Source organism: Nocardia rosealba, from assembly GCF_020216065.1.
Classification (GTDB): domain Bacteria; phylum Actinomycetota; class Actinomycetes; order Mycobacteriales; family Mycobacteriaceae; genus Nocardia; species Nocardia rosealba.
This window is the reverse complement of sequence record NZ_JAIWNA010000009.1, coordinates 73,493-91,627: the sequence shown is the minus strand read 5'-3', so window position 1 is coordinate 91,627 and position 18,135 is coordinate 73,493. Positions and strand designations below refer to the sequence as shown.

The 18,135-nt window shown below is 66.1% G+C and carries 11 protein-coding genes; 9 read left to right on the top strand and 2 right to left on the bottom strand.

Features of this window, described 5'->3' with window-relative positions:
• The first annotated feature begins 67 nt into the window (after positions 1-67).
• The 8 genes from LDL21_RS26315 to LDL21_RS26280 all read left to right on the top strand — a co-directional run bounded on the left by LDL21_RS26315 (position 68) and on the right by LDL21_RS26280 (position 12,873).
• On the top strand, positions 68-844 hold the full coding sequence (locus LDL21_RS26315; RefSeq protein WP_225282182.1) for a hypothetical protein: 777 nt from the start codon (positions 68-70) through the stop codon (positions 842-844).
• A complete protein-coding gene (locus LDL21_RS26310; protein WP_225282181.1) occupies positions 841-1,926 on the top strand; it encodes a hypothetical protein in 1,086 nt (361 codons plus the stop codon). The genes LDL21_RS26315 and LDL21_RS26310 overlap by 4 nt, the downstream gene beginning before the upstream one ends.
• Entirely contained in the window at positions 1,923-3,386 is a 1,464-nt protein-coding gene (locus LDL21_RS26305) for a hypothetical protein (protein WP_225282180.1), read from the top strand. The genes LDL21_RS26310 and LDL21_RS26305 overlap by 4 nt, the downstream gene beginning before the upstream one ends.
• The gene (locus tag LDL21_RS26300; RefSeq protein WP_225282179.1) at positions 3,386-4,693 is read left to right on the top strand and encodes an AAA domain-containing protein; all 1,308 of its coding nucleotides are present in this window, start codon (positions 3,386-3,388) and stop codon (positions 4,691-4,693) included. Before LDL21_RS26305 ends, LDL21_RS26300 begins: the two co-directional genes overlap by 1 nt.
• Before the next feature lie 157 nt (positions 4,694-4,850).
• On the top strand, positions 4,851-6,065 hold the full coding sequence (locus LDL21_RS26295) for a TIGR02679 family protein (RefSeq protein ID WP_308017173.1): 1,215 nt from the start codon (positions 4,851-4,853) through the stop codon (positions 6,063-6,065).
• Between the two features lie 51 nt (positions 6,066-6,116).
• Positions 6,117-7,634 carry a TIGR02677 family protein gene (locus tag LDL21_RS26290; protein WP_225282178.1) on the top strand — a complete coding sequence of 506 codons (1,518 nt, stop codon included), beginning with the start codon at positions 6,117-6,119 and terminating at the stop codon, positions 7,632-7,634.
• Positions 7,631-8,878, top strand: a complete 1,248-nt coding sequence (locus LDL21_RS26285) for a TIGR02678 family protein (RefSeq protein ID WP_225282177.1) — start codon at positions 7,631-7,633, stop codon at positions 8,876-8,878. The genes LDL21_RS26290 and LDL21_RS26285 overlap by 4 nt, the downstream gene beginning before the upstream one ends.
• Positions 8,878-12,873 (top strand): TIGR02680 family protein, encoded by a 3,996-nt coding sequence (locus LDL21_RS26280; RefSeq protein ID WP_225282176.1) that lies wholly within the window; start codon positions 8,878-8,880, stop codon positions 12,871-12,873. Before LDL21_RS26285 ends, LDL21_RS26280 begins: the two co-directional genes overlap by 1 nt.
• 17 nt (positions 12,874-12,890) lie before the next feature.
• On the opposite strand, the gene LDL21_RS26275 is transcribed toward LDL21_RS26280, so the two are convergent.
• Together LDL21_RS26275 and LDL21_RS26270 are read right to left on the bottom strand one after the other, a co-directional pair.
• Positions 12,891-14,297: a serine/threonine-protein kinase gene (locus tag LDL21_RS26275; RefSeq protein ID WP_225282175.1), complete on the bottom strand. Its 1,407-nt coding sequence runs from the start codon at positions 14,295-14,297 to the stop codon at positions 12,891-12,893.
• A complete protein-coding gene (locus LDL21_RS26270; protein ID WP_225282174.1) occupies positions 14,294-14,959 on the bottom strand; it encodes a hypothetical protein in 666 nt (221 codons plus the stop codon). The genes LDL21_RS26275 and LDL21_RS26270 overlap by 4 nt, the downstream gene beginning before the upstream one ends.
• Positions 14,960-15,219: 260 nt before the next feature.
• Between LDL21_RS26270 and LDL21_RS26265 the strand changes: the two genes are divergently transcribed.
• Positions 15,220-18,084 carry a helicase-related protein gene (locus tag LDL21_RS26265; RefSeq protein ID WP_225282173.1) on the top strand — a complete coding sequence of 955 codons (2,865 nt, stop codon included), beginning with the start codon at positions 15,220-15,222 and terminating at the stop codon, positions 18,082-18,084.
• Positions 18,085-18,135 lie beyond the last annotated feature (51 nt).

Here is an 18,135-nt window from a genome sequence, read left to right as displayed (position 1 = left end):
GAGCAACTGACCGATAGTTACTGGAAAATACTGGACACCACTGGAACTTCCACTTACCCTCGGCCCCATGTCAGAAGCTGCGGAGCTGCTGGAAGCCCGCATCAACGAACTACGCGCAGCCGTCAGACGCGCCGTCTCCGCCGGCGACCGCCTGGCTGCCCGCCAGTTGCGCAATGAGCTGCGCGCGGTCGAAACCGAGTGGGACGAAGCAGTTCTCGGCCCCGGCGAAGCACCGACCCCGGACCCGAATGTTCCGGTGCGCGAGCATGTTCACCGCGCACTCACCCTGCTCGGCGCACCGTCGGCACCGAAATTGGTGATGCAGGTCCACACCGCCTTCTTCTCCGGCGACCTGGCCCCCGCACGGCTGACGAGCTTGCGCCGCGACGAGGAACGTTCCTTCCGCGCCGCACCTTTCGCGCGCCCGTACTACATCTGCGCAGCACTCACCACCGACCTCCTCGCTCCGGCACGCGGACTCCTCGCCCTGAGCAGCTGGACACTCCCCCAACGCATGATCGGGCCCCTCAGTCCCCGAGTGAACCTGCTGACCTCGGCGATCCGACTAGCCGACCACGTCAGAGGCCAGCCGGACATTTCACCGGACGGCATCCGCCTGATGTGGCGCCTGGCAAACTCCATCCCCGGCGTAACAGGCACCCCCGATTCCATCGATGCCGAGGACGTGAAGACCGCCGCGCAACGCGAACTCGCGGTCCATGAAGAAGACGACGCATTCCAGCGGCAACAGGCCGCGACCAGGGCGGCACAGCAGCTCGATCAGCCCGCCCAACTGTTCGGCACCCGGCTGAGCCTGGCCGCCACACGAAAAGAGATGGGATGAAAGAGCTTTCGGCCCGCCTGCAGGAGCTGCGCGGCGAAGCCCCCTCGATCCGTCACAACGCCCGGACCATCGCCGCGCTCACCGCGAACCCCGGCTGCGCCCGCCGCGCACTGCTCGATGCCGCGGCTGTCGACAAGGCCGTTGTCGCACGGGAACTCGGCTATCCGCCGCAGTACGGCCAGTCGTCGTTCGCCATTACGCGCGGCAACGCCTTCGAGTCGATGGTGAAGGCGAACGGTTGCGCCGACCTGCTCGCACTCCTGCGTGACGTCCTCGGCCTGACCATCCCCGAAGTGGCCTATCACAACCTCGACGCGGTCGGCGAGAACGCCGGCAACGCGGTGCGGTATCAGCGCACGCGCCAACTGCTCGGGCAGGCGCTCGACACCGGTGAAGGCACCCTGTTCGACCACCCGATGCTGCGCCTGGACATCGCCGGTGCGCTCGCCTACCTCGAGCCGGATCTAGTCGCCCTGCAGATCGAGGGCAAGTTCCACATCGTCGAGATCAAGTCGTTCCCCATGATCGACGGCCAGGCCGACCCCGCACAGGTCGCGGCCGCGGCGCGCCAGTCCGCGGTGTACGTGATCGCGTTGCGGCGCCTGCTCGAGGATTTGGGTGCTGACCCCGAAAAGCTCGTGTCCCACAACGCGATCCTGGTGTGCACGAAGGACTTCTCGAACCGTCCCACCGCGACGTTCGTCGACCTGCGCAATCAACTGTCCGTCGTCTCGCGCCAGTTGTCCCGGCTGACGTCGATCGAGTCACTCGTCGAACTGGTCCCGCCCGGGGCGACTTTCGAACCCGGCCCGCAACTGGACGAGGTGATCTCCGCGATCCCCGCCCGCTTCGCCCCCGAATGCATCTCCACGTGCGAACTCGGCTTCCTCTGCCGCTCCGAAGCCCGTGCCTGCGGCTCCGTCGACGCCCTCGGTCGCGGCGTTCGCGACGAGCTCGGCGGACTGCACAATATCGACGACGTCCTCACTCTGGCCCGTGGTTCGCGCACTCCCACGGAAGACCAGGTCGACATCGCCGAACTGCTCCGTACCGCGCACCGTCTGCGTCAGGAGATCGCGTGAGTGTGCTGTCCGCACTGGCGAAAGTAGAGGCGGTCGACGCCGGCCGCGCCGTGCCGACCGCGACCGTCCGCCACTGTCACCTCGCCGAGCAGCCCCTCGTCCTCATCCCACTGCATCTCGCGGGCGAGGCGGCGGCACCGCTGGCAGTGCTGGTCGGCGCCCACCATGACGAGGCGAGGCTTCTCATCGTCCCGCAGCCCCGCGACCGCGTCCTGCGCCTGCGGTTCGCCGAGGAACTGGCGGCGATCCTGCTCCCCCACATCGACCGCCACGCCGACGACACCGAACCGGTCGTGATCGACAAGAAGACCAACGAGACCATCGACCGCTGTGTCGACGCCCCGCAGATCTGGGTGCCCAACCAGGCCGCCGTCACCTTCTTGAAACTCCTCGGACGGTCCCTGCGCTTCCGCCGCACCGAAGGCGACGACGCCGTCTCCCCCGCCATCCCGCTCGTCGGCCGGTGGCTCACCTGGTACTGCGACCGCGCCGAACATCCTGGTTCGACCGCCCTCGCACCCCTCACGTCACACCTGTCCACGCACTGGATCACCGGGCAATCCGCTCTCGAGGACGCCAACCTCACCGCTCTCCTCGGCTGGATCGCACCGCCCGACAACCTGACCGGCCCCGAAGCCGCGGCCCGCGCCGAGGACCCGACCATCTGCCCGCCGGCCGGTCCGGCCACCGATCCCGGCTTCGACAATGTCGTCCTCGCCCCACTCATCAACGCCTACGACGCGGCTGCCGACGACATCGCCCGCACCCGTGCCGTCCAGCGCCTCGAACAGGCCCTGCGAACACAGCTGGAACCGACGTGGGAGCTGATGTGGCAAGGCATTTCGCTCTTGCGCACGCTGCCCGAAGGAGCCAGTGTGGCTGCCCGCTGGGCCGAGGATGTGCGCTCCTTCTCCTACTTCACCGAAATCGCCGAAACCCAGGCCCAGTCCCGGCGTGATTCCCCCACCTCCGCCGTCCGGCGACTGCTCGCCCGTGAACAGGCACTCGAACGACTAACCGCCGCAATGGCTTACGACGATCCCTACGTCATGCTCGAGCGCCGACTGGCAGGCGAGGCCTGTCTGGCCACTGTCATCGACTCCGAGCCCACCCGAACCACGCTGAGCGACAAGGGCAAAAGCGTGCTGCGCCCCTTGCTCCGCGTGACAACGACAGACCCCTTCACACCTATTGCCGGCGAATCACTGCACAACGCCGCCGTCAAGAACCAGCAAGCCAAGGTTATCGAGGTCGACGACGACGTGATCGTGCTCGAACTCAGCGGCGGAATGGGCCGCAGCGCAAAGGCTCCCGCCGAAGGAACGGTGAACGTCGAAGGTGACCGCATCGTCTTGGCCCGCTTCGGCCCCAACGGCAATTTCCGCGCCGCCACCCTCCCGCCCCCGGAGGAAACTCCCTGGACCCACGGCGGCCCACCGGAAACCGATGAGGAGAACTGATGTCCGCCGCACACGCCGCTGATACCACCGTCAGCAACATCCTCACCGACCTGGCCGACACCTCCCACAAGGCGATCGTCGTCGACTCACCCCCCGGCGCGGGCAAATCCACCCTCGTCGTGAAGGCCGCCGGTCAGCTCGCCCAAGACGGCACCCAGCGCATGATCGTCGCCCAAACCAACGAACAGGTCGACGACCTCATCGCCCGCCTGGCAGCCGCCCACCCCGACCTCCCCATCGGCCGCCTCTCCGCCCAGGACTACCGCCCCAGCGACCGCATCGACCTCCCGAACGTCCGCGCCGCCGCCAAAGTCGACGACCTCGCCGACCGCACGATCCTCATCGGCACCGCCGCCAAATGGGCCACCCTCACCGAGGGCACCTGGGAACACGCCATCGTCGACGAGGCCTACCAGATGCGCTCCGAAATGCTCCTCCGCATCGCAGGCCGCTTCGACCGCGGCCTCTTCGTCGGCGACCCCGGCCAACTCGACCCCTTCGCCACCGTCGAATCCGACCGCTGGGCAGGCCTGGACTGGGACCCCACCCGCAGCGCCGTCCCCGTCATGCTCGCCAACAACCGCGACCGCCACATCCCCATCCACCGCCTCCCCGTCTCTTGGCGCCTCCCCACCAGCGCCGCCGACGTCATCTCCGCCGCCTTCTACCCCTTCACCCCCTTCACCGCAGGCACCGCCCCCGGCACCCGCCAACTCTCCTACGTCACCCACGGCCTGCGCACCCCCCTGGACCGCTGCCTCGACGAAGCAGCCGACCACGGCTGGGCCCTCTACGAACTCCCCGCCCGCAACACCCTCCGCACCGACCGAGAAGCGGTATCCGCCATAGCCTCTCTGGCCGTTCGCATCCTCGAACGAGGCGCCACCGCCACCTCCGAACAGGGCACCCACCCCGTCACCGCCGACCGCCTAGCCATCGGCACCGCCCACCGAGACCAGGCCGAAGCCATCCGCCTAGCCCTCCGAGGCACCCTCGCCGAACCGGTCACCGTCGACACTGCCAACCGCCTCCAGGGCCGCGAATACGACATCACCATCGTCCTCCACCCATTGTCGGGCCGCCGCGACGCCAGCTCCTTCCACCTCGAAGCCGGGCGGTTGTGTGTCCTCACGTCCCGTCACCGCCACGCCTGCATCGTCGTCGCCCGAGCCGGCATCGCCGAGCTACTCGACGCCTACCCCTCCACAGAACTGGTCCACCTGGGCGTCCCGGTCAAATTCCCCGACGGTTGGGAAGCCAACCAATCCATCCTCAGCCACCTCGAGAGTCACCGAATTAGCTTGTAGGACAAGCACATCACAATGGTCTCGGTGACCGATCGGCCGGATCTCCCGACCACGGGACCCAACCATTGCAGAGAACTCTCACACTCCGGGGGATCACACGAGCACGTGTGCCCAGCAGTTCTGCCACCTCGTGCGAACGATCGCTATCGTTACCGCGATGGGCTCGATGAGGATTGCGGTTGCGGCGTTGTCCGAAGACCTACTGCCCTTGTGGCGGGCGCTGCACCACCGTCTCGGCACTGGGCGACCGGTGGCCTCGGTCAAAGTCTGCGGAATGTCCGTAGCTCAGCGGACGGCACTGGCCGACCTGTTCGGGATGGCTGCGCTGCCGGGTGAAACACATACCGTCAGTTGCGCACAGCTCGACGCCGTGCTGGTCGACCTGACGGGTCTGTCCGGGCGCGAGGTGGTCGAGCAGACAGTCGGGCCGATCGAGAACCGGTCGGCAGTGCGGACGGCCAGGGCGCTGGAACGACAGGAACTGTGGGGGTGGCTCGCGCGGCATCCGGTCATCGAGGCACAGCCGGTGCTGGCGGACTGGGCGGCGGCGATGGAGCGAGCGGGGGTCATCGAGCAGTCGGTCACGCGGACGCGAACGATGCTGGAACAGGCGTTGCGCGTCCTGCGCGCGATCCCCGCACAGGGGCAGCCGTTGCCGGTCTTCGCCGACCAAACGCTGGACGACCCACACGCCCTCGATGACGGAACTCGCCTGCAGGGAATGGTGATTCGGGCCCTGGCGGTGATGCACGGCCGCCCTGTTCCCGCCGATTCCGGCGAGCTACGCCAACTGTGGATGTCGGCCGGCGTAGCCGATGACGAATTGTCCTCCACAGTGCTCGTCGCCGGTATGGGCGGCCTGGACCGGGGCGGAACCCTCGGGAAGATGTTGCAGGTGTGCGCCGAAGGCGCGCTGGCGGCGTCGGTGACGTTGCAGCAACTGCGCACGGTGGCCTCCCTCGATGATGCGCCGCCGATGGTGGCGGTTGTGGAGAACCCGAGTGTGCTGGCAGTCGCGGTGCGGCGGTTCGGCCGTGCCTGTCCCCCGATGGTGTGCACCGCCGGCTGGCCGAACAGCGCCGGAATCAGGTTGCTCGACCTGCTGAGTCAGTCGGGCGCCCGACTGAACTATCACGGGGATTTCGATGGCGAAGGGCTGCGGATCGCGGCGCACGTCGTGGCCCGTGTCGGTGCACGGCCGTGGCGGATGAGCTGCCGGGACTATCTCGCCGCGGTGACCGATGGGCCTGGCGTCGGGCGGGTCACCGGAGTGCCATGGGACGACGCGCTGGCGGTCGAGATGAATCGCCTCGGCGTATCGGTTCCGGAGGAACGCGTCATCGAAACGTTGCTCGCCGATCTCGTACCGTAGTTGTCGGTGGCCGCGTCTATCGTTGCCGGCAACTGCAGGAGAGGCAACGTGATGGACCCGATTCGTGTACCGGCGGACATGTTCCGATTCACGACTGTCGACCGCTCCGGGCTCTACATGGCAGTCCTCCAGGCATTCGGCGAGGCCAACGAACGTTTGGAGACCGCTCTCAGCCTCGACGACCTGCGTCGGCGGCTCGACGCGGTCGGCTTTGTGGAGGCGATCGCCGACGACGACCTGGCCGCTTCGCTCGAGCGGATGCGTCAATGGAACCTGATCGATGTCGTTCAGAACCATTCCGAGAATTATCGGACCGCACTGGATTACGAACGCCGCAACCTGCTCTATTCGCTGACCAAACAGGGCGAGGCCGCCTTTGCCGGTGTCGTGCACGCGATTTCGGTGCTGACCTCTTCCGGTGCGTTGCAGACCGCAGTGCTCGACGCCATCGGTGACCGGTTGGCCGACCTCGTACGCGAACTCGACAGCGGTTCGGACAAACGAATTTTCACCGTCGCGTTCGAACTCGAATCGCATCTGGAAGGGCTGCGAACCAATACCAAGCAGTTCAATGGTGAGTTGCAGCGGCTGTTGCGTGCAGAAGGCGTCGACTTGGCGGTTTTCCATGAGGTGAAAGCGGCTACAGTCGCCTACCTGCAGGAGTTTCTCAACGACATCGATCGTCGCAGTCATGTCATCGCGAACCGCATCCAGGCCGTCGAGGACTTCGGGGTTTCCCGCATGCACCAGCGTGCACTGCGTGGCGCGGAACTGCCGACCCTCGGCGGGACCGATCCCGCCCCGGCCTGGCTCGAACAGCGCCGAGCCCGGTGGGAGGGACTGCGGGCGTGGTTTCTGCCGATCGATGATTCTCCACCCCGAATCGACCAACTGCGTCAGGTCGGGCGGCGCGCGATCATCACCTTGCTTCAGGTTCTCGACCGGCTTACCGAGTCTCGTCGCCGCGCCAGCAGCGCGGTGGCCGACTTTCGTGAGCTGGCCCGTTGGTTCACGGTGCTGCCCGAGGAAGACGACCTGCACCGGTTGTGGTCGACGGCATTCGGCCTCGGCTCGGCTCGGCATGCCCATCTGACCCACCCCGATCCCGAGCTGGTCAGCTACTCCGCGTCCTGGGCAAGCGCACCGCCGGTCGAAGTGTCTCCCCTGCTACGCAGCGCCGGGCGAACGGAACGAATGGGGCGCACGGGGTCCGTGCCCGATGTGTCCGCGCTCCGAAAGGAGCGGGCGGTCAAGGCCGCTGCCGAGCGGGCGGAGCTGCTGGCAGCGTGGGACCTGCTCGACACCGGCGGGCAGACACGTACATTGGGACAGTTCGTCGACCTCGATCACGCGATGTTCGAACGACTACTCGACCTGCTCGGTCGGGCGCTCGGTGCCGCCCCCGATTCGGCCGGTGTGCGCCGATCGATGACATCAGACGGCCGGGTCGAGATATCGCTGTCCGCCGGCGATCCGGGTGCGATCGCCGAATTGCGCACACCCCGAGGAGTTTTCCGCGGTCCCGATTATCGGGTCCGGATCCGTACGGTGGGATCGAGGCGGTCATGAGCGAATTGACCAACCAGCTGGCGATCGCCGAACGAGAGGATGTCGGTCGGGGCATTCGGTATCTGCTGGCGCAGCCGATGCTCACGGAGGCGGCCGCGCCGGACCGTTTCGATGTGGTCAGGCGTCGCCGTGATCCGATCACCAAGTGGTTCGACTACTACTGTGGTTGGGCGGTGGTGGTCGAACCACGGCTCGGCTATGCCCGATTGACCAAGGTACGCACGGCCCCCGACGCGACGCGACCCGCAAAACGGGTGCGAACGCAACGCACCGCGTTCGATCGGCGTCGGTACGTTCTGCTGTGTGTCGTCGCGGCCGAACTCTGCACGACGCCCGTCACGACGATCGGTCTGCTCGCGGGCAAGGTCCACGCCGCCACCGTAAACGATCCGGTGCTCGTCGGATTCGATACCGCCAACCGCGCGGAGCGGCGGGCTTTCGTCGACGCGCTGCGGCTTCTCGAATCGTATGGCGTGCTCGACCCGGTGGACGGGACGGCCGATGCCTACGTCGACTCCGAGCAGGCGAAAGTGCTATTCCGCGTGGATGTCACGCGGCTACTGCGGATGTTCGCCATCACGGTCGGCCCTTCACAACTGAACGTGCCGGTCGCCGAGGTCGCTCTTCGGCTCCCGACCATGCTGGGTGAACTCACGCGGGAATCCCGGTACGGTGACGCGGCTGGGCCGCTCGGCCGACACGCGGATGCGGTATCGAGTACGCAACGCAATCTGTGGTTGCGGCACAGTGTGTTTCGGCGGGTCGTCGATGATCCAGTCCTGTATTTCGATGATCTCGATGCGGACGAGCTGGGCTACCTGACGTCGATCACCGGCCGCAGATTCCTGCGCGAAGCCGCGGAGCTCGGTGGATTCGTCCTCGAGGAACGTGCCGAGGGCGTCCTGTTCATCGATCCGGACGCGATCGCGACAGACACGAGATTCCCCGACGACGCGAGCACCGCCAAACTCGCCGGACTGCTGCTGCTCGACGAGATGGTCGGCCCGACCACCGTCGAACAGTTGCGTCGCCGCGCGATGAATCTGCTGGAGCGATTTCCGCGCTGGGCGAAGACCTACCAGGCAGCCGACGGCCCCGCGCGATTGGTCACCGACGCACTCATCGCACTCACCGAATTCCAGCTGATCCGCACCACCACCGCCGGTTTGGTCATCCCCCTGCCCGCTGCCGCCCGCTACCGCGTGCGCGGAGTCCGAACCACCACCGACGACGAGGAGTTCTGATGGTCGAGCCTGTCGAGCGCTGGATGCCGAGCCGCGCGGGGATTCTCAATGTGTGGCGCTATTACGACGAGATCCTCGAATTCCACAACGGTCGGCTGCTCCTGCGGGGCGCGAACGGTAGCGGGAAATCGAAGGCGTTGGAACTGCTGTTGCCCTTCCTCTTCGACGCCAGCCTGCGCGCCAATCGCTTGTCGACCTTCGGGACCAGCGAGCGGACGATGCATTGGAACATGATGGGAGAAGGCACAACGGGCGTGACCCGGGTCGGCTACGTCTGGCTGGAATTCCAGCGTGGCGGTCCGGCGGCAGAGTGGCTGACCTGTGGTGCGCGGCTACAAGCGACATCACGAACGCCGAGTGTGCAGGCGGACTACTTCACCACAACCCAGCGTATCGGCGCCGCAGGCGAAGAGGGCGTGCTGGTACTGACGGAAGCCGACCGCCCGATCACCCGTAAGGAGCTCGATACCCGTATCGGGTCCGCGGGGACGGTCCACGACACCGGCGGTGATTACCGAGATGCCGTGCGAACAACACTGTTTCCCGGCCTGTCCGAACAGCGCTACGACGCATTGATCACGGCCCTGTTGCAGCTTCGGATGCCGAAGTTGTCGCAACGACTCGACCCCGGATTGCTCTCCGGCCTGCTCTCCAAGGCACTTCCTCCGCTCGGGCAGGACGAGATCGCCGACCTGGCAGAGGGTTTCGAGCGACTCGATGCTCAACGGGAGCGGCTCGAGCGGCTGGCGATCGAAGCGGCCGCGGTCGGCAAACTCGCCCGCCAGCAGCGCACCTACGCGCAGCAGGTAATGCGTGCGCAAGCCGGTGAGCTCGTGAGCGCGACGACGGACCTGTCGAGCTGTTCGGAAGCGGAAAAACGATCCGCCACCCAGCTCGTGGAAACCAGGGATCTGCTCGCGCGCACCGACCAGACGATTCTCGACCTGCGCCGGGAGTCGGCTCGGCTGACCTCCCACCGCGAGGGCCTGATGAAGTCTGAGGCCTACAAGGTCGGCTCGACTCTCGACGAACTGCGGAATACCCGCCGCGGCGCGCAGCGTCGAGCCGATGCCGCAACAGCTGCGGCTGCGCATGATGATCAGGTCGCATCGGCGGCCGCGTCTGCCCGATCGACCGCCGCTGATGCCGTGCGATCCCGGATACAACTCACCGATCGGAGTGCGGAGGAAGCTCGGCAGTGCGCACAGCGCTGCGGGATGATCGCGGTGCTGGACGAGGTCGCCACCGATCCCACATCCGGCAAGGCGCGCACGGTGATTCGGAATTCTGTGCAAGCCAGAGAAGACCAGCTGCGCCGGATGGAAGCCGAGATACAAGCTCATCAACAGGCGTGCTCGGCCCGGGCTTCCGCCGAAGCCGCCGTGGAGGCGGCTCGGCACGACTTCAGCTCGGCTGATGCAGCGCTGATCAGCTCGACCGAGCGTAGAGAAGTTGCGCTCGACGACTTGCGCGCAGAGATCAGACGCTGGGCGAGCGGCTGCCATGAACTGGCGCTCGATCCCGACACACTTGTCGCCGCCGCCGACAACGAACCACGATTCGCCGCGCGAGTGAGCCAGGCAGTCACCGCGGCTGTCGAATCGGTAACGTCGGCCGCGTCGGATTGTCGACGTGAGCACACGAATGCCACAGCCGCGCGAAAAGACCTCGAGGACGAACGCGCTCGTGTCGCGGCCCAACCTGATATCGCACCTGCCGCGCCCGCATGGCGAAGCACGGACAGATCAGCGTTGGCGGGCGCCCCGCTGTGGCGGCTGGTCGACTTCGCCGACGGAATCTCCATCGCTACAGCGGTGGGGGTGGAAGCAGCGCTCCAGTCGGCGGGGTTGCTGGATGCCTGGATCGGCCCACGAGGCGAGGTCCTCGGCCACGATGTTTTCGCCGTGCCCGACGCGCTCGAACCGATTTCAGGACCGTCGCTGGCGGACGTGCTGGTCGCGGTCGACGGGACCGCGGTGCCGACGGGCCGGGTGAATCGACTGCTGGCGTCCATCGCGTTCGGCGAGTCCGTTCCCGAATCGGGGATGGTCGCGGTTGGTGCCGACGGGCGGTGGCGGGTCGCGAATATGGTCGGCAGCTGGACGAAGCAGGAGCCCGAATTCATCGGCGCCGAGATCCAGGCGCGCAAGCGAGCACAAACACTGGCAGACCTCGACCGCCGGATCGGCGAGCTCGACGCCGTGCTCGACGGACTCGAGGAGCATATCCGGGAACTGGCGCGTCGGCGCGCCAGAATCGACGAGGAATTCGACACGCGCCCCGACAGAAGCTCACTGGCACAGGCGGATTCAGCAGTGCTGGCCGCACAGGTCGCGGTCACCGCCGCCGATCGTGCCGTGCACAACACCACCGACCGGTTGCGTACGGCCGAGTCGGCGGTGCGGTCCGCGCTGCAATCGCTCATCGCGTTCAGCGCCACCGCCGGGCTCCCGAGCGATCAGCACAACATCGATGTTGTGCGCTCGGCCCTGCGCGCGTTCGACGGTCAGGCTGCCACTTGGCTGGACCACGTCCGCGATCTCGAGCACGCGCGCCAGACCGAGCGGTCCGCTGCCGAGGCCGCTGATCGGGCTGATGCCGCAGCAGCGCGCTCCCGAGACGCGGCGAGCCGCGCACTGGCGGAACTGGTCGACCTCACCGGCCAGCTGCAGGCGATCGAAGACGCGGTCGGTCGCGAGTACCGCGTGGTGCTCACCGAGATCGCAGCATCGAGAGAGGAACTCATCCGAACCGACGACGAGCTCGAAAAGGCCAGGGCGCGTTCTGGGGATTTGCGAACCGAAGTCGGCAAGTGGGAGGCCCGAACGGCCAACGACCGTCGGGCCCACCTCGCCGCGATCGAGAACAGAGATACGGCAGCACAACGCTTCAGAGCTTTGGCGAGCACCACGCTTCCCGCTGACACCGAACTCACCGACCTCGATCAGTTCCGCGAAACCCTCGATGGGTCCGATGGTGTGCGAGCCGCGCTCGACGCGGCCAGGATGCTCACCGCGGCATGGCCGACAGTTCCGCATACCCCCACAAGCGTCGGAAATGCGTTCAACCGACTGTCCAGCTCGGTCCACGAGTGCCGCGCGGTGCTCAGCGCTCGGGCCGACCTGGAACTCGAAAACACCGGAGAGGTCCAGGTGTTCACGGCCGTGATCGACGGAGTTCGTGTCGGCGCCGCGGAACTGAAACGGATCCTGCACACCGAAGCCGAGCAGAGCCGCAACGACATCACCGAGCACGAGCGCACCCTGTTCGACAAAACACTCACCGGCGACACCCGCAGGCACCTCGCCGCGCGCATCCGCCAGGCCAACGAGCTGGTCAAGACGATGAACGATCGGTTGGGCCAGGTTCGCACCGCGTCGGAGGTCGCGGTGCGATTGGTGTGGCGAGTCGGCAAGGACCTACCCGCGGGCACGAAGGCCGCCCGCGAGCTGCTACTGAAGGATCCGGTCCGCATCGACGAGGCGGAACGCGAAGCGCTGCACCGGTTCCTGCGTGAACGCATCGACGAAGCCAAGGCCGACGACAGTGCGAATACCTGGGAACAGCAACTGTCACGCGTCTTCGACTACACGAGCTGGCACCAGTTTGTCGTCGAGATCGATCGCGGTAAGGGAGAGGACTTCCAGGAACTCACCAAACGGCTACACGGCGCGCTCTCCGGCGGAGAGAAGGCCATCGCACTCCATCTGCCGCTGTTCGCCGCCGTTGCCGCACATTACGAAGCGACCCCGACCGCACCACGGCTGATCATGCTCGATGAAGTATTCGTCGGCGTGGACACGGTGAATCGTGGCCAGATCTTCGCGTTGCTCAGCGCCCTCGACCTCGACCTCGTACTCACGTCGGACCACGAATGGGGGATGTACGCCGAACTCCCCGGAATCGCTATTCATCAGATCGTCACAGGAGATGGCAACGACGCCGTCACCACGGCCCGGTTCACCTGGAATGGAAAAGAGCTGGAAGCAGCGTAATCACCCCTTTTCACCGGTCACCGACTCCCAGCTCGGATCTGAGCGATCATCTCAGCCAACTGCCCCACCCTCGGATCATCCTCCCCATGCCAAGCAGCCAACTGCTCATGCAACCGCCGCAATCGAGTCAACGCCGCACGCACCTGCCCGCTGTGCACCTGACAGTTCGCCATTTGCCGCTGGCAGAACATCACTTGGTCGTCGTACGGTCCCCGTTCGGCGGTGAGGTCGTCTATCAGTTCGCTGTAGTGAGCGATGGCCTGCTTGTAATCCCCTGCCTCCATGCACAGATCAGCCAACCGCACCCGAGCGTCGACAACGTCGGCATCCCGCGCACCGAGTTGCGGCACTGCAACTTCGAGCACAGTGTTCAGCTGACCGATGGCCGGCACATACCGTGATTCGTCGGCGAGATCGCGCGCCTGCCGAACGGCGCGCTCGAGGTCGCCACGAGTGAAGTCCGACTCTGCCGGGGACTTCGGGGCACGACGATGGTGGGTAGCTGCCGTCCTCGTCGCTGCCGAAGCGCCGACCGCTGTCGCGTACAACCGAGTAGGACTGGTCGGATCGGGGTTTTCATGCAGCCCGTCCAAGGCGCCCACATAACGCATCACCACCGAGTACACGGCGGTCGCATCGGCCGGACGGTGCGTGTGATCTTTGGCGAGCATGCTCGTGATCAGCACGCTCAGCTCCTCGGGTACGTCACCGCGCGCGTGGTGGACCACCGGCGGGTCCGCATTGATCTGGTTGATCATGGTGTCGATCTCCGAAGCACCGAGCATGGCTCGCACCCCGGTGAGCAGCTCGTACATGACCAGCCCGAGCGAATACAGATCAGTCTGCGGCACAACGGTTTTCCCTCGCACCTGCTCGGGCGCCATGTACTCGGGCGTCCCGATCCCCGATCCGGTTCTGGTCAGCCGGGTCTGGTTCGCGTCCATCGCGACGGCGATTCCGAAGTCCAGCACCTTCACCGTCCCATCGGGACAGAGCATCAGATTCGACGGCTTGAGATCGCGATGGAAGATGCTGTGGCTGTGAGCTTCCGCAAGCACCGCGGCGGTTTGCGCGGCAATCGATGCGACCGCCCCGGTGGACAGGCTCCCCCGCTTGGCCAGAACGCTGTCGAGCGTAATCCCGTCGATGTATTCCATGATCAGGAACGGCTGTTCGGGGGGACCGGCGTCGATGCCCGCGTCGAAGACGGTTGGCATCCCGGGATGGCTCATTCGCGCCATCAGTTCGGCTTCCCTGACGAAGCGCCGCTCCCACTCTTCGCTGTCGGCCAGACCGGGATGGATGAACTTCACCGCGATCCGTCGTTTGAGCTGCCGGTCGAACCCTCGATAGACCTGCCCCATCCCACCTCGACCGATGATTTCGATCAGTTCGTATCGCCCAGCGACGATGCGCGGCGTCATGTTGTCGGCCCCGGTGACAGCCGACCTCCAGCGAGCCCGGCGATTCCCTCGCGAACCAGCCGCTCGACCGCGGACCACTGACGCCGCCACGCGTCGTCGAGCGCCATCAGCTCGACAACGCTGTCGCCTGTCAGGCGTTGCTCGGCGAGCGGCATGCGGGGAAAGCCCACGGCGAACAGATCCGGCAGCTTGCCGTCGTCATTGTCCGCCGCGGCCTGTAGTACACCGGCGAGGAATCGGTGGTCGATCACTGCCGGGTTGGCCCGCACGAGCGCCACTCGCGGCGCAAGCAGGGCTGAAACCGCGCATGCCCGAACGATTGTCGGGCCACTGCCGGTAACCACAAGGACGTCGCCGGGTCGGGTGGTGACCGCACCGGGAACGCTGGGGTCGCCCGATGTGGACGGCGACCTGCCGACCCGAATATCCTTGGCGCTCAACATCGGACTTCCGGTGTCGACGGGGAGGAGTGTGGGCGGTGATTCGAGTACCTCCACTGTGCCCGCACCGACGAGTTCACCGATCGTCACTGCCGGCAGCACACGAGGGCGGATCTCGAGCTCGGGTACCGATGGCAGGGAGAACGCAACAACATCGGCGCGACGAGCGACATAGGAGTTGTCGCCCGGCTCGGTCGGCGCGCTGGCCGAGTCTCTAACCACCGATCGCTCACCTTCCTCTGGACGCATAACGGTAGCAGCGCCAGGTGCGTCTGGCGGGCGCCGACGTCATCGGGTGAATGCGAATACTTTGCCACGTTTGCGATTGACATAGTTTTCACTTCCACGTAGCGTGGCCGTCGGCGAACCTTCCACCAGCCAGATCCCACACAACGCGAACCTAAACATGCAGAACGGCGAATTACTCCCGAATGGGTACTAAATTGGACCGTTCTACCGTCGACCAACCAGGAGTACCCCTGATGACCAACGCCGTCGAGCCGCGCCCGCTCAACGTCGCCCCCGGCTCGATCGTCGTGGTCCGTGACGAGGAGTGGCTGGTCACCTCAGCGGAACAGGGCTCCGATGGTTGGCTGCTGCGCGTGCGCGGCCTGTCCGAACTCGTCGCCGACACCACGGCGACGTTCTACGACAGCCTCGACGAGATCGAAGTTCTCGATCCAGCCCAAGCACGAGTGATCGCCGACGGGTCCTCGGGATACCGGGATTCCCGCCTCTGGCTCGAAGCGCTGCTGCGCAAGACCCCCTTCCCTTACGGCGACCAAACCCTGACGGTCTCGACGCGCATGCTCGCCGATTCCCTGGGCTACCAGCGCGCCGCGGTAGCCAAAGCCCTTGACCCCCAACATATTCGGCCACGTATCCTGCTCGCCGACGCGGTCGGTCTCGGCAAGACCCTCGAGATCGGCATGATCCTGTCCGAGCTCGTGCGCCGCGGCCGTGGTGAGCGCATCCTGATCGTCACTCCCAAGCACGTACTCGAGCAGATGCAGCACGAACTGTGGTGCCGATTCGCCCTGCCGTTCGTGCGCCTCGATTCGACGGGCATCCAGAAGGTCCGCCAGAAGCTGCCCGCCACCCGCAACCCGTTCACCTATTACAAGCGGGCGATCATCTCGATCGACACCCTCAAAAGCCCCCGCTACAAGGCCCACCTGGCTCGCCAGCACTGGGACGCGGTGGTGATCGACGAGTCGCACAACCTCACCAATGTCGGCACCCAGAACAACGAGCTGGCTCGCGTGCTCGCCCCCAATACCGAGGCACTCATCCTCGCCTCGGCGACCCCGCACAACGGTCGCGAGGAGTCCTTCGCCGAACTGCTTCGCCTGCTCGACCCCACCGCCGTGGCCGCCGATGGTTCGTTCACCAAAGACGATGTGCAGAACCTGCTGATCCGCCGCCACCGTCACCACGACGAGGTCGCCGCCGAGGTCGGTAGCGACTGGGCCGAACGCGCAGAACCGGTCCACAAACTCGTCACCCCCTCGCCCGCCGAAGACGCTGTCGCCCGGGAACTTTCGCAGGTCTGGCTGCACCCCGAGAACGGCAGCCCGTACTCCGGTGAGACCAAGGGCCTGTTCCCGTGGACGCTGGCCAAAGCCTTCCTGTCCTCCCCCGCCGCCCTGCGCGAATCGATCGACCAGCGCCGCGCCAAACTGCGCGACGGCACCCCGGAGCAGCGCATCGAATTGGAAGCGCTGAACACCCTCGCCGACCTCAACGACAAGGCATTCACTGAATCAGCAGGCAAGCAAGCGGCCTTGGTGGATCGGCTGCGTGAGATCGGCGTCGGCCCGAAGTCCGCGATGCGGGCGGTAGTGTTCGCCGAGCGTGTCGCCACGCTGAAATGGCTCACCGAATCCCTGCCCGCCGCATTGGGTTTGAAGCCCGAGAACATCGCGATGCTGCACGGCGGCCTGTCCGATGTGGAGCAGCAGGAGATCGTCGAGAGCTTCAAACTCGAGACCTCCCCGATCCGCGTGCTGGTCACCGGCGATGTTGCTTCCGAGGGCGTGAACCTGCATGCCCAGTGCCATCACCTGATCCACTACGACATCCCGTGGTCGCTGATCCGCATCGAACAGCGCAACGGCCGTGTCGACCGCTACGGCCAGAAGTTCCCGCCGGTGATCTCGTCCCTCATCCTCGAACCGTCGGACCCGGAGTTCTCCGGCGACCTGCGGGTGCTGTCACGCCTGCTGGAACGCGAGAACCAGGCCCACACCACCCTCGGCGACGTGGCCTCGCTGATGGGCAAACACAGTGTGACCGAGGAGGAATCGGCGATCCGGGACGTCCTCGCGGGCAAGGCCGAACTCGACGCGCAGGTCCGAACCATCGACGACGTCCTCGACGGCGACGATTTCGATTCCTTCTTCGCCCAGCTCGAGACCGACTTCACCCCGACCCTCCCCGAGCTCCCCCGCCAGAGCCTCTACCCCGACGACGTGAGCTACCTCGACGAGGCACTGCGCGCCGCGTTCGACGATGTCCCCCAGGCCGAACCCGGCAAGGGCGGCGTCGGCTGGACCGTGCACGCCAATCACGGTATCGCCGAACTGATTCCCCCCAAGGACCTTCGCCAGCGTCTGTCGCAGCTCCCGCAGAACTACCGCGAGAAGGGCCAGATCGACAAGCGCCTCAAGCTCGCCACCTCCACCCAGGTCGGTGACGCCCAACTGCGCGCCGCCCGCCAGGGTAAAGGCATCAACGACACCACCTGGCCGGAGGCTCACTACCTCGGCCCGCTGCACCCCGTGCTCGACTGGGCAAGCGACCGCGCCCTATCGGCCCTCGGCCGCAATCAGATCTTCGCCATCCGCGGCAAGGTCGACGCCGTCACCGTCGTGCTCATGGGCACTCTGATGAACCGCCGCGGCCAGCTCGTGTCCCGTGTGTTCTCCACCGTCGAGTTCCCCGACCCGGCCCGACCGAACTTCGCGATCGCCAGCCCGCTGGAGAGCCTCGACTTCTTGCTCACCGAGACCGGTTTGAAGCCGAACACCGCCAACCCCGGCCCGATTCCCGAGCCGGACCGCTTCCAGCACCTGATCCCGGTCGCCGTCGACAAGGCCACCCAGTCGATGAAACTCGTCCTCGACCAGCAGGAACGCTCCGCCAACGAGCGTCTGGCCCAATGGCGCCAACGCGCCGACCGCTGGTATTCCGGCGCCGAACAACTCGAACTGTTCGGCAGCCAGAAAAAGAAGGTCGACACCTACGCCCGCCGCATCGCCGAGGAACAGCGCCTCGCCGAATCGCTCGCCCCCACCCAGCAGCTGGTGCGCCCGCTGTTGGTGATCGTCGCAGACAAGGACCAGTGATCATGGCCTCTTTCGATTCCATCGTCGTCGGCGAGGATTGGATCAGCGAAC

Excerpts from the sequence above, each read along its gene's own strand:
- LDL21_RS26310 (WP_225282181.1), top strand. The coding sequence starts at position 841 with ATGAAAGAGCTTTCGGCCCGCCTGCAGGAGCTGCGCGGCGAAGCCCCC.
- LDL21_RS26315 (WP_225282182.1), top strand. The coding sequence starts at position 68 with ATGTCAGAAGCTGCGGAGCTGCTGGAAGCCCGCATCAACGAACTACGC.
- LDL21_RS26285 (WP_225282177.1), top strand. The coding sequence starts at position 7,631 with ATGAGCGAATTGACCAACCAGCTGGCGATCGCCGAACGAGAGGATGTC.
- LDL21_RS26290 (WP_225282178.1), top strand. The coding sequence starts at position 6,117 with ATGGACCCGATTCGTGTACCGGCGGACATGTTCCGATTCACGACTGTC.
- LDL21_RS26280 (WP_225282176.1), top strand. The coding sequence starts at position 8,878 with ATGGTCGAGCCTGTCGAGCGCTGGATGCCGAGCCGCGCGGGGATTCTC.
- LDL21_RS26300 (WP_225282179.1), top strand. The coding sequence starts at position 3,386 with ATGTCCGCCGCACACGCCGCTGATACCACCGTCAGCAACATCCTCACC.
- LDL21_RS26295 (WP_308017173.1), top strand. The coding sequence starts at position 4,851 with ATGGGCTCGATGAGGATTGCGGTTGCGGCGTTGTCCGAAGACCTACTG.
- LDL21_RS26275 (WP_225282175.1), bottom strand. The coding sequence starts at position 14,297 with ATGACGCCGCGCATCGTCGCTGGGCGATACGAACTGATCGAAATCATC.
- LDL21_RS26265 (WP_225282173.1), top strand. The coding sequence starts at position 15,220 with ATGACCAACGCCGTCGAGCCGCGCCCGCTCAACGTCGCCCCCGGCTCG.